The following is a 12066-nucleotide window of genomic DNA, read 5'->3' as shown; positions in this document are numbered from 1 at the left end:
CCATCATGCTGGCCGGAGACATAGCCAATGTCAGACCGGCAAGAGATAAAGAAAACGTTGTGTTCATATGTTTATATGGTTTAAATTTCTCTTCCTACAGCTGATGGAGAGCGTACCGATAAGAATGAGACACCAAATCGCTTCTCAAATTCTTACCAATAGCTACCAAAAGCAAAAGGGTGCAAATCACGAAAGTCCGTTGATTTACACCCTTGTTTGCGGAGAGAGAGGAAAATGACCATTCCGCTGCAACTCCTTGTATCATAGTCTTTTATTTTTTTATCCTTTTAAATTGTAGCCATATTGTAGCCACAACAGAGTATTTTGAGAGTACACGCAGATACTGCTACCCGAAATGCGCACTTGCATTTCTTGGGTTCAAAAGTACAAAAAAGTAGAACATCCTCCAAATTATTGTGGGAAAATGTTTTAGAAATCTTTTGGCTACAATTTTCAGTGCATGGTGCAAGTCTATATATATAGATAGACCTTGCACCATGCACTGACAGTCCCAAAGGTGTGATTGATTGATATGGCAGGCTAAAGATTTTCGCCTACGTATTGGGCAACACGGCAACAAATAACGCATAATGTTAAAAATGCAAAATGGCAATATAATGCCAATATTGGCAATTTAATATTCTTTCTAAAGCCCTATTTGTTAAGAACTTTGCAGCATTATTTCTAACAAAAAGACGGATACATATGAAGACAAAGAAACAAAACTCCGGAAGTAATGCAAAATTCTACGTTGTACTTCCGACACTTGAAATCATGCTCTCCGCCAGCAAAAACTGCAAGCTAAGGGCAGGCTATGCCGATATGGAATATTCCAACTTTATGAAACACTGCAAGATGCAGACCGACCTTCGTATCAACACTTATGCAAGATGTGCCGCAGCCTTCGATATGGATGTGCTGCTGATACATCTCCCAAAGGGAATGATTGATTCCATGATTGCAACCACACCCCATAAAAGCCTTCGCTTCTCCACAATGGAGCAGGAAGATCTCATCGTTATTCTCAATCGGCTGTGCAAGCTAGACAGTAGAAGATTTAAGCAGCATCTTATGCAGTTATTGCACCAATTGGGGAAGGACTCTGAATTTCCAGACGGATGATAATCCACGGAGAGCAACAATTCAATCCTAAACTGAAAAGAGAAGTAGCATATGACAGAAGAAGATAATTTACAAAAGACGGTAATTGCAGAGTTACGCTCACTAAGGAACGACATGGAGCGGATAGCCGGCTTTATCGTGGAAATGAGACGCGACTATTCCGTTTTGGAGGATAAGATGGAACTCAGTTCCTCCGACGTCATCAGACTCTTGGGCATTTCGCGGGCATCCCTTGCCCGATGGAGGGACACCAACGCAATCCCGTTCAGGTATATATCATGCAACCACGTTGCCTATCCGTTCAAGGGACTTTACGTCGCCGTCAAGAGCGGACGTGCCTCCTTCAAGGGTTTCAGACGAGTGGAAGCCCTGCAACGACTCAACGCCTACAAGGATGGTGTCCTTAAAGGTTATATGGGAAATGGTCAAACTTTATTTGAGGAGCTATGAACATCAAAGAAGAAATACTAAGCCGAACTAACAAAGGACTGGATGTGTTCTGCTTCTATATGCCCATAGACTTTGTGCCAAAGCGTAATTTCCGAAATCCTTTGTATGACGACAAGCGTGCATCGTGCAATATCTATCTCGACAACAAGTCCGGCTGCTACCGAATGAAGGACTTTGGCAACGATGCCTACTCCGGCGACTGCTTTTGGTTTGCAGCCACAATGCTCGGACTGGACGTGAGGAAAGACTTTGTTAAGGTGCTTGAAACCATAAATCGGGACTTGCAGCTGAATATTTGCATTGAAAGGAAAGAACATAGTAATCCCCACACAATGATGATGAAGCCTTGTAAACCAACCTTAGTACAACCACCTAACCAGCTCAAGAAGATGGAAGGTAAAAAGTGGTACAAGCTAATTGAGCAATCTTTCAATGTCAAAGAACTAGACTATTGGGAGCAATATGGTATTGATACTAAGACTCTGCAACGTTTTTATGTAAAGTCGCTTGCTCGCTATGAATCTGTCTCCAATCAGGGTAAGCCGTTTACACTTGGTTCAACACATGAAGATCCGATGTTTGCATACAGTATGGGGAAGTTTGTAAAAGTCTATCGCCCTAAGAGTAAGCTGCGCTTTCTTTATGGGGGTGAGAAAGTGAACGACTATGTTTTTGGCTTCCAGCAGCTGCCCAGCAAAGGGGATGTTGTTTTCATCACAGGTGGGGAGAAAGACGTGCTTTCACTTTCGGCTCATGGTTTCAATGCCATCTGTTTCAACAGTGAGACGGCACAGATTCCTGAGAATATCATCGAAGGGTTACAGCTCCGCTTTCGCCACATTATTATATTGTACGACTCTGATGAGACAGGCATAAGAGAAGCTAAACGGCAGACAGATGCACTTGCTCAATACAAGGTATTGAGTCTAACCTTACCATTGCAAGGGGGTAAGTCGGAGAAGGATATATCGGACTTCTTTGCCTTGGGCAATGAAGCAAAGGACTTGAAAGTGCTTCTTAATGATATGTTCACCAATATGTATGCACAGACGATGATGATGCTGCGCTCTTGTGAAATTGACTATGATAACCCTCCTGATGCCTCGAAGTCTGTGGTGGCTGTCAATGGAGTTCCGCTCGGTACGCAGGACAATCTGTTCTGTATCACAGGTGGAGAAGGAACAGGCAAAAGCAACTACATTGCCGCCATCCTTGCCGGCACTCTTGGGAGAGAACGATTAAAGGCAGAGCAAACCTTGGGATTGGAGGTAACCGCCAACCTCAAAGGTTTGGCAGTTCTTCACTATGATACGGAACAGTCCGAGGCACAACTCTATAAGAACTTGGAGAAGACGCTTCGCAGGGCTGGTATCAAGTCCGTGCCTGAGTTTTATCATTCTCTCTATCTGGCATCGCTATCACGCAAGGACAGACTGAAGATTATTCGTGAAAGTATGGACTTGTTCCATCACAAGCACGGGGGAATACACCTTGTGGTCATTGACGGTATAGCAGACCTGATACGCTCCGCCAACGACGAAACGGAGAGTATAGCCATTGTGGATGAACTCTACCGCTTAGCAGGCATTTACAATACTTGTATCATTTGTGTACTCCATTTTGTACCTAATGGCATTAAACTAAGGGGACATATAGGCTCGGAGCTGCAACGTAAGGCTGCGGGCATTCTCTCCATCGAGAAAGATGACAATCCCGAATACTCGGTCGTCAAGGCTTTGAAAGTGCGTGATGGAAGCCCGCTAGATGTGCCGATAATGCTCTTTGGATGGGACAAGGAAGCCGATATGCACGTTTATCGTGGAGAAAAGTCGAAAGAGGATAAGGAAAAACGCAAGACCGATGAACTGTTGGCTGTCGTAAAGTCTGCATTCCGTGCCAAACTAAAGCTATCATATCAAGAGTTGTGCGATGTGTTGATGCGTGAAATGGAAATCAAGGATCGAACGGCAAAGAAGTACATTGCCTATATGAAAGAGCAGCGTATTTTGTCGCAAGACACAAGTGGTAACTATCAAAAAGGAGAATTATGTCATACATAGACCAAAGAACCGAAGATACATGGCAGAAACGCTTGTTTGACAAGCTGATGACTGTTGAGAGTAAACTTGACCATCTGCTGGTTTTGCAAGAGCAATCTGTCGATACGACCATTCACCCTCCATTGAAACCCGAATACTTGGACATCATCGACGTTTCCAAGATACTCAAAGTGGAGCAGAAGACCATCTATAACTGGGTTTGGGCAGGGAAAATCCCCTTTCTCAAGGCTAACGGTCGATTGCTTTTCCTTCGGGAAGAGATAGATGAAATGGTACGGAAGCGAGATGGCTGGTAGTAATTGATTTCCTAATTAGATTATTTTTGTTGTGTAAATGCCAAGTGTTTACACAACAAAATAATTACCTTTGCAAGTAAAAAAGTTGGTCACGGATTTACCGCTCACAAAGATAACAGTACTCGCTTATTTCTTTGATAAGGAATTTATCATATATTGTTTGAAACTATTGAACCGATAAAGATAGGGTTGCGGACAAAAATTATTTGTAATTTCTACATTTGATGCTACTTTTAATGGAAAATTCATCGCTTGCAATAATTTTTTCGGCATTTTCCTTGCGCATTCAAAAAAAAGTAGTAATTTTGCAGTCAATATGACCTCCCACGCTTCTCATCAGAACAGCGCACCCGGGGAGGTCTTCGAGTTTATATACGGTTATGAGGTACGAAAAGAAGCCCATAGACACATCTGAGCAGGTTAAAAAGCTATGCGATCGAGGACTTAATATTGGAGACGAAAAACTTGCGTCCCAATATCTTTATAACATAAGTTATTATAGATTACGAGCATACACATACCCTTTTCAAAATAACGGGGAAGGTGCTAATCACGAATTTCTGAGAAAGGACATTTCTTTTCAAGATGTGATAGACCTTTATTGTTTTGATAGGCGTTTACGCTCTTTAATCTTCAATGCCATTGAAAAAATCGAGGTGGCATTAAGAACAAGAATCACCTTAACTTATTCCGTTGATGAAAATGACGCCTTTTGGTTTCTCAATCATAAGTTATACTTTCAGCACGATAAGTTTATCGCATTGACACGCAACGAGATTATAGATGATAAACCTGTTGTAGGGGATTTAATGAAAGAGGTCAAGCGAAGTAATGAGGAATTTATAGCTCATTATTATCAAAAGTATAGCGAACCTGCTTTTCCGCCAGCGTGGATGACCTTAGAGGTTGTTTCTATGGGAACATTGAGTAAGTTGTTTTTTGCTTTGGACAAGAATAATCCTTCTAGTAAAACAATTTGCAGAGATTTGGGACTATACAATGTCGATATTTTGAAGAATTGGATGCACGGTTTATCGTCTTTACGCAATACTTGTGCCCATCATAGTCGTGTATGGAATCGCCGCTTTACAATAGGCTTGAAGTTTCCTTATAGAACGAATTATCCTTTCTTGTCAAAGCAAGAAGCTGCAACGATAAGGGACAATAAGTTGTTTGCCTACTTATCTGTAATTTTGTATTTGCAGCAAATAATCAGTCCTGATAGCTCATTTAGAAAGAGTTTGCTCACCCTATTGGACAAATCTCCCAAATTGGTAGTTTTGAAAGACATGGGCTTTCCTGAAAAATGGAGAGAATACTCTTTGTGGAAATAATATAATACGATGGTGTATCAATTATGACACACCATCGCTATTTATCTCAGTCTGGATTTTACAATATATCCCTTACTTTCTTCTTGTTTGTTCCTATTATTCATAGAACTTGAATAAATTACCCCCTCCTCTTCCTTTTTAGTATTTGGGCTATTACTACTATTTTGTCTTAAATACTCAGGTTGGTCATTTTCGTTTGATTTTTCATTTTCTTCATTTGGTTCGTTCAATGTAAGTGCAATTTTTCTGTCAAGTTCTGCTGCCTCGCCTTTGAGTGAGCGAAGCTCGTCCTCTTTCTTCCAAGAACTGTTGGCAATGTTGGTGTAAACGTCTTTGTTGGTCACGACCTTTGCCATTTCCTTCTCATGCGACTCTATCACCTTAGGGATACGCTCCAAGGCATTTACGAAGTTCTCGCAGGCAAGTTTCGGGTCTGCCGCTAACTTACCGTTATTATAAGTATAGTAGATGCTCTCCTGTCCCTTGACAAAGAAGCGGTTTATCGAGCAATCAAACAGATCCTTTGAACTGCTCTCCGTCTTGACCATGATGGAAAAACCATAAATCTCACCGATTTTATTGTACTCGCCTTTGGTACGTGCCTTGTCGTTAATTTCTTGCAGGCGTGTGGCAATGACCTTGATGTTCGTACTGTCCTCCACACCTTTAATGACAAGTTTATTGATAGGATTACCTTCTTTGTCACGCTCCACACGCTTCTCAAAGCACGCCAAGTCTTCCTTAGCTTCCTTAATCTTGTCTGAATGGAAAGACACAGAGCTGTCAATCTCCGCCAACTTGCCCGTTGCGGCATCACGCTCACGGAGGAAGTTCTTGCGCTCTGATTCCAAAGTGGCAATCTTCTTGTCGAGTTTGGCTTTCTCTAACAAGTCTGTATTACCAGATAGCACGGCAACATACTCTGAAAAGTTCATACCGCTATCCTCGTCCATCGAGCCCTCGTCAATGGTACGACTACCGAGCGTATTGGTCTTCAACTGATTGATAAACAATTGCTTGTTATGAAGCAAGTTGAACTTGTAACTGTCCAACGACCGCTCCACGGCATAGATAATCACATCGACCTTGTTGTCAGCAAATTCTTTGGCAACCATATTGCCTTTACGGATTGCCCGACCATTTCGCTGCTCCAAATCTGAGGGTCGCCAGGGCGTGTCAAGTTGATGCACCGCCACCGCACGCTGCTGGGCGTTGACACCCGTGCCGAGCATGGAAGTAGAACCGAAAATGATACGGATGTCTCCACGATTCATTGCTTCGACCATCGCTTTCTTGGCTTTCTCATTCTTGCACTCCTGAATGAAGCGTATCTCGTAGGACGGGATATGATAATCTTCCACCAATTTACGCTTTACCTCAGAATAGATATTGAAATCTCCACCGGGCTTATACGTACCCAAATCGGAGAATACAAACTGCGTACCTTTCTGTGCATCATACTTCTGATAGTAGTCATTGAGTAATTTCGCACAATGGCTTGCCTTGTTGTCAATATGGTCTGAGTACCCATTTTCGTCTATCATGCGTAGATCCAAGCTCATCTTGCGGGCATAATCGGCAGTTAAGAATTAAGGGAAATAGCGGGACATGCAAGGGATGTAACTATTTGGAATAGCCTCATTTAGGCTTTCTTGCTATTTTGAGGATAAGCAAAAACGAGCATAAAACGGCAGGAGTTCCGTTTCCAAATCGTAACCCATCGAAGAAAGAGCAAAGAGGGGTTACGAATTGAAGCTAAACAACTGCTCCACAGTTTTTTATTCATCGTATTTCATCGTTCTGCATCGCTCAGAAGCACCTGTTTCACTGTACCTTTGCAAGCAAAGGGAATTTAGAAAAACGATAGAAGAATGAAAGAAAACAAACTGAAAGTATCGTTCTTTGTTCAGGCAAGACGAACCGACAAGAAAGGACTTGTGCCTGTCATCGGGCGCATCTCCGTAGGCAGAACCCATTCGGGGTTCTCCACCAAGTGTAAGACTCCGATCTCCCTATGGGATAGCCGTAAGCAACGACTCACCGGCAAGAGTGCTATGGCGGTGTCCGTCAATCAGAAACTCGGTGAATGCACCGCACTCATCCACGCACGCTTTCACGAACTCAGTGAAAGAGAAGAAACCTTTACCGCCACCGATGTGAGGGATGCTTATCAGGGGCAAATCCACCGTCAAGCCCTGCTTTTGCAGAGTTTTGAGGAATATCTCAGACAGACAAAGGAACGCATAGGCATTGATAGAGCCTTGAAGACATTCAAGCTCCGTACCTATCAGCTATCCCTGCTCCGTGAGTATCTGCAGAAGAAGTATAAAGTAAGCGACATTCCCCTTTCACAATTAGACAAAGCCTTTATTGAGGGTTTCGAGTACTACCTCTCCATTGACCGAAAACTGAAACGTAGCAGCGTGTCAAGTGCTCTATCCACCTTGAAGAGCATCGTCCGCATGGCGGTGAAGAAAGGCGTGCTGGACTTCTACCCGTTCTTGGGCTACAGTTATGAACGTCCCAAAGGTGAGCCGAGAAGCATCTCACAAGACCAGCTGCAACGCATCATTGACTTGGAGATAGAATGGGAGAACTACCGTATTGTCCGTGATTTGTTCGTATTCTCCTGCTTTGCAGGCTTGGCAATCTCAGACGTGCGCAATCTCAGAGAGGAAAACATTGTCTTGGAAGAAGGTGAACTTTGCATCAAGGGCAAGCGAATGAAAACCAAGACCCCGTATCGTGTACAGGTGCTTCCACCTGCTTGGGCGATAATGGAGCGGTACAGAGGTAAGCGTGCGGGTTTTGTCTTTGATGTGCCGACTAACGACATCATCCACAACGGCATGCACTACATACAGAGAAATATCGGTATGGAAAGCCCGCTAACCTTTCATATGGCTCGCCACACCTTTGCATCGCTCATCACGCTCTCAGCAGGAGTGCCTATTGAAACGGTGAGCCAGATGCTCGGACACACCAACCTGAGAACAACACAAGTATATGCTGCTGTTTCCTCCGAGAGAATCCATCGAGAGATGCAAAATGTGCAGCAACGCATACAAGATACATTCACCTTGAAGCTTTGATATTATGGCACGAAGTACATTCAAAACACTATTCTATATCAATCGGTCCAAAGAAAAGAAGAACGGCAAATGTCCGATTATGGGACGCATCACTATAGACGGAAAGCAGGTGCAATACAGCACGGGCAAGGAGATTGCTCCCGAACTTTGGGATAGTCGTAAGGGAAGATGCAAGGGAACGGGCGAAGAGATAAAGGAAATCAACCGCTATCTCCAAGCCAAAGAGGAACAAGCCAAAGCGAAGTATCAAGAATTAGTATGGCAGCGTGGCTATATCACAGCCGAGCTACTGAAATGTGAACTCATGGAAGAAGACAAACCTAAAGGTTTTCTTTTGGAAGAAGCACATCTCTTCATTGAGGATAAACATCCCTGTGTGGGGGTAACGGTTGCCAAGCCGACCTTTGCCAACTACATCTATGCCACACAACTCATAGAGGCTTATCTGCGTGAACGATTGGGACTGGAGGATATTCGCTACTCATTGTTGGACTACGGCTTTATCGAGGGGATGGACTTCTATCTCAAATCTGAGCGCAACCTTTCCCTTGCCACAATTCAGATTGTGGTCATCTTCCTAAGAAAGCTCATCGGCATAGGTCAGCAGAAGAAGTATATCCGCATCGACCCCTTTGTGGACTACAAAGCGGAACTGCCACACCGCACAAGGCGTTATCTCACTACGGAGGAGCTCCAACGGGTATTACAAACACCCATCATTGACAGGCAGTTCGAACGGGCAAGGCAGCTCTTTCTTTTCTGTGCCTTTACTGGTCTGGCACGTGTGGACATGCAACGGATCAGGCTAAAGCATATCATCCGTAATGCAGACGGCACGGAGGAAATCCGTATCAAAAGGCAGAAAACGGACGTAGAAGCTATCATTCCACTTTTGCCTATTGCCAAGCAAATCCTTTCATTCTATATCAAAGACAAGAAAGTAGACGACTTGATATTCCCTAACCTAACCACCCGCAAGGCGTCTTTAGCTTGTGTGAACATTGGTCAGATATGCCGAATAGAGAAAGGTTTGACCTTTCATATGGCTCGCCATACATTTTCAACCACAATTTGCCTATCCAACGGGATCTCAATGGAAACGCTTAGTAAAATGCTCGGACACAGCAATATTGGTACAACACAAATCTACGGAAAGATAACCGATCACAAGATACAAGAGGATATGACTGCACTCACTGACAGAGAGCATTCTGCCTTTGAGGGTTATTGTGAGTCAATAGCACAGCAAGACAAAACGCAATCTGAACCTTTGTAGGTGAACTTTCCTCAAAGACCTGAAGCCATATTCGGTCGGGCAAAGGTATGGCGGTTGCTTTGATTGCTTGCAAGGTCAAGTCCTGCGGATGGAGTGAAAAATCTCCACCGCAGGGCTTTTCTCTGTACTTTGGGACTATCATACTTGCAAAAACTCGATTGTTAGTGCGGTCGTATTTTTCGCTCCAACCTTGCAGCAATAGGCTAACCGCCAAAAGAATAAGCCCGAACGAATACGGCATACTCAGGCTCTTTGGACGCAAGAAGCGACAAGACAAATACTCTACCAATCAATCAAGCCAAAGAGTGTGCTCTTGCTCTGTTAATTGATAGAGAGATGTCGAAGCAATCAAACACTCGAGAGTGATCTGATTTTATTTTCGCTAGTACGGAACGAACCAGCGCCTCATCTCATTACCGCAATAGCCTAGGCTTTTGTATTCACCATTTCCCTTGTTCCCTAACTATTTCCTTATTCTTCCTCACTCTTTCTTTTTCCGCTTTAGAGGGGTTACTTTTGCATCCGACAAGAAGGGCAATCGACAGAAAAACTGCTCGTTTGCTGAGTATTAACAACGTAATCAACAACAATGCAATGAAACTTATCATCATCGACCGCAAGGCATGGGAGCAGCACTACTCCTCCTTTGCAGATTTCATCCACCGTATCGAACGGCTTATCGGGTGTCCTCCCGAAACGGAAGAATGGCTTGACAATGAAGCCGTATGCCGTAGGCTCGGAATCAGCAAGCGCACCCTGCAACACTATCGGGATACGGGTAAAATCCCGTTCTCTATGGTCGGGCATAAGTGCTACTATAAAGAGAGCGACATCACTGAGATACTGAATGCAAAGAAAGACTGAACTCAAACACTGAATGAACTATGTCAGAGAACGAAATCATTACACAACAAGACCCTCAAATGCAGATGTTTGCACAACTTATGGAGAGCGTCTTGAAGAAGCTGAAGCGTTATTGCGCTACTGCACGTCCTATGTTGGGCGGAGAGGTTTACCTTACAAGTGAGGAAGTCTGCAAGCTGTTACGTCTGAGCAGTCGCACACTACAAGAGTACCGAGATAGTGGAACAATAGCTTATTACAAAATTGGAGGCAAGATACTCTACAAACAGAGCGATATACAAGCGATGCTTGAAAGGCACTATAATCCTATATATAAGAGAAATAAGTAATTGGACAGCGGGGTAAAAGAAGTGAGTTGAGATATGGTTTAGCGGATACTCATTTGAACTTGGGAACGCTGACATCAAGAGCATACAATCTCTCGGTGAGTGTCAATTCTTCCATCGGTGTGCGTGCTTTTGTCCCTCTTTGGGGATTGTTGACTTCATCGGTGCGTTTTCAGCGTTTAATCTGAACTTACAATTACCTGCGGTCAAATGAGTAAGCCATAGGGGATTTCGGTTAAGAGTTGGGTAAGTCAAGATTTGGTATGGTCAAGAAGTGGGTTTTAACTCAAGTCAATTTTGAGTCAAGTCAAAATTGAGTTGAGTCAAAACTGAGCCAAGTCAAAACTGAGTCAAGTCAAAACTGAGTTAAGTCTTAACCTGACTCAAAACTTAGCTCAGAAAGTCAAAAGCTAATTCCTAATCTGAAGCAGATGCGTGGCATCAATTCTTGATATTGGCAAGGTGTGTCTTTGTAACACAAACCGCAGTTTGTAACACAAAGACCCTTGCCCCGAAGGGGAGATGAATTACTCCAAAGTCGTAATTAACAGAAGAAACAACAGATGAACGAGCAGACAGAAAGAGATCGTAAGCGAAAAGAGCTGAATAAGCCTCGCTGGGACAACTGGCACGTACGCTTGCCTGACCCGAAAGACCAGCAACGGGCGATTGAGTTGTTCCATAAGTCAGGGGCGGAAACGAAGTCCGACTTTGTGCGGGCAAGGATATTGGGGGAGCATTTCAAGGTGATAACGGTAGATAAGTCTGCTGTGGAGTACTATCGTAAACTCTCCGAATTGACTGCCCAGATACATAAGATAGGTGTGCTGTATAATCAAGCTGTACGTGCCATCAACAGCTATCATAGCGTGAAGACTGCTCAGATACTGCTTGAGAAGCTGGAGCAACTATCAGCTCAGATCATTGCATTACAGGAGCAGGCTATCTCTCTGACCATTGATTACCGCAAGTAATGATTGCTAAGATTTCAGCAACGGAGAACCTCGGGGGTGCGCTCGGCTACAACTTCAAGAAGGTGAATAAGAAAGAAGCTGGTTTCTATCATAAGTACTAAGAATAGTATTAGTTAACTTTTTCAAAGGTACTAAAGATAGAGCCAGCTTCTTTCTTATCCCGCTGTTAGGTATCACACAAAATCTCGGATGAACCTATTTTTTTATTGCCAAGTTCTAATGCTTCTATCTCCTGCCATTCATAGAGGCTATTATATGCCATACATCCGATA

The 12066-nt window shown here is 43.6% G+C and carries 10 protein-coding genes and 2 pseudogenes; 10 read left to right on the top strand and 2 right to left on the bottom strand.

Features of this window, described 5'->3' with window-relative positions; all coding sequences use genetic code 11:
• Positions 1-705: 705 nt before the first annotated feature.
• From AC1EK4_RS11520 to AC1EK4_RS11500, 5 genes are all read left to right on the top strand, one after another.
• A complete protein-coding gene (locus tag AC1EK4_RS11520; RefSeq protein ID WP_036857307.1) occupies positions 706-1122 on the top strand; it encodes a hypothetical protein in 417 nt (138 codons plus the stop codon).
• Between the two features lie 51 nt (positions 1123-1173).
• Positions 1174-1572 (top strand): hypothetical protein, encoded by a 399-nt coding sequence (locus tag AC1EK4_RS11515; RefSeq protein ID WP_048742084.1) that lies wholly within the window; start codon positions 1174-1176, stop codon positions 1570-1572.
• Complete coding sequence (locus AC1EK4_RS11510) at positions 1569-3632, top strand: bifunctional DNA primase/helicase (RefSeq protein ID WP_021669140.1); 2064 nt, start codon at positions 1569-1571, stop codon at positions 3630-3632. Before AC1EK4_RS11515 ends, AC1EK4_RS11510 begins: the two co-directional genes overlap by 4 nt.
• Positions 3620-3928: a helix-turn-helix domain-containing protein gene (locus tag AC1EK4_RS11505; RefSeq protein ID WP_195253993.1), complete on the top strand. Its 309-nt coding sequence runs from the start codon at positions 3620-3622 to the stop codon at positions 3926-3928. Before AC1EK4_RS11510 ends, AC1EK4_RS11505 begins: the two co-directional genes overlap by 13 nt.
• Before the next feature lie 380 nt (positions 3929-4308).
• On the top strand, positions 4309-5262 hold the full coding sequence (locus AC1EK4_RS11500) for an Abi family protein (protein ID WP_036868495.1): 954 nt from the start codon (positions 4309-4311) through the stop codon (positions 5260-5262).
• 41 nt (positions 5263-5303) lie between these two features.
• On the opposite strand, the pseudogene AC1EK4_RS11495 reads toward AC1EK4_RS11500, so the two are convergent.
• Positions 5304-6848, bottom strand: a pseudogene (locus tag AC1EK4_RS11495) (helicase-related protein); the annotation flags it as partial.
• 285 nt (positions 6849-7133) lie between these two features.
• On the opposite strand from AC1EK4_RS11495, the gene AC1EK4_RS11490 reads away from it, so the two are divergent.
• The 5 genes from AC1EK4_RS11490 (at position 7134) to AC1EK4_RS11470 (ending at position 11794) form a co-directional block, all read left to right on the top strand.
• Positions 7134-8354, top strand: coding sequence for a tyrosine-type recombinase/integrase (locus AC1EK4_RS11490; RefSeq protein ID WP_004331551.1), 1221 nt, complete (start codon positions 7134-7136; stop codon positions 8352-8354).
• Positions 8355-8358: 4 nt separating this feature from the next.
• Positions 8359-9630 carry a site-specific integrase gene (locus AC1EK4_RS11485; protein WP_007365534.1) on the top strand — a complete coding sequence of 424 codons (1272 nt, stop codon included), beginning with the start codon at positions 8359-8361 and terminating at the stop codon, positions 9628-9630.
• A 594-nt stretch (positions 9631-10224) separates the two neighbouring features.
• A complete protein-coding gene (locus AC1EK4_RS11480; RefSeq protein WP_004331544.1) occupies positions 10225-10494 on the top strand; it encodes a helix-turn-helix domain-containing protein in 270 nt (89 codons plus the stop codon).
• A gap of 20 nt (positions 10495-10514) precedes the next feature.
• A complete protein-coding gene (locus tag AC1EK4_RS11475; RefSeq protein ID WP_044244860.1) occupies positions 10515-10823 on the top strand; it encodes a helix-turn-helix domain-containing protein in 309 nt (102 codons plus the stop codon).
• A gap of 560 nt (positions 10824-11383) precedes the next feature.
• Positions 11384-11794 (top strand): plasmid mobilization protein, encoded by a 411-nt coding sequence (locus AC1EK4_RS11470; RefSeq protein ID WP_025883492.1) that lies wholly within the window; start codon positions 11384-11386, stop codon positions 11792-11794.
• Positions 11795-11990: 196 nt separating this feature from the next.
• Here the strand turns inward: AC1EK4_RS11470 and AC1EK4_RS11465 are convergent.
• A pseudogene (locus tag AC1EK4_RS11465) lies at positions 11991-12066 on the bottom strand (two component system sensor kinase); the annotation flags it as partial.

This window comes from Prevotella sp. C0026C3 (assembly GCF_056590795.1).
The sequence above is the reverse complement of the archived record's forward strand: the minus strand, read 5'-3'. Positions and strand labels throughout refer to the sequence as shown.

Coding starts and splice junctions, on each gene's coding strand:
- AC1EK4_RS11470 (WP_025883492.1), top strand. CDS start 11,384: ATGAACGAGCAGACAGAAAGAGATCGTAAGCGAAAAGAGCTGAATAAG.
- AC1EK4_RS11480 (WP_004331544.1), top strand. CDS start 10,225: ATGAAACTTATCATCATCGACCGCAAGGCATGGGAGCAGCACTACTCC.
- AC1EK4_RS11485 (WP_007365534.1), top strand. CDS start 8,359: ATGGCACGAAGTACATTCAAAACACTATTCTATATCAATCGGTCCAAA.
- AC1EK4_RS11520 (WP_036857307.1), top strand. CDS start 706: ATGAAGACAAAGAAACAAAACTCCGGAAGTAATGCAAAATTCTACGTT.
- AC1EK4_RS11510 (WP_021669140.1), top strand. CDS start 1,569: ATGAACATCAAAGAAGAAATACTAAGCCGAACTAACAAAGGACTGGAT.
- AC1EK4_RS11475 (WP_044244860.1), top strand. CDS start 10,515: ATGTCAGAGAACGAAATCATTACACAACAAGACCCTCAAATGCAGATG.
- AC1EK4_RS11505 (WP_195253993.1), top strand. CDS start 3,620: ATGTCATACATAGACCAAAGAACCGAAGATACATGGCAGAAACGCTTG.
- AC1EK4_RS11500 (WP_036868495.1), top strand. CDS start 4,309: ATGAGGTACGAAAAGAAGCCCATAGACACATCTGAGCAGGTTAAAAAG.
- AC1EK4_RS11490 (WP_004331551.1), top strand. CDS start 7,134: ATGAAAGAAAACAAACTGAAAGTATCGTTCTTTGTTCAGGCAAGACGA.
- AC1EK4_RS11515 (WP_048742084.1), top strand. CDS start 1,174: ATGACAGAAGAAGATAATTTACAAAAGACGGTAATTGCAGAGTTACGC.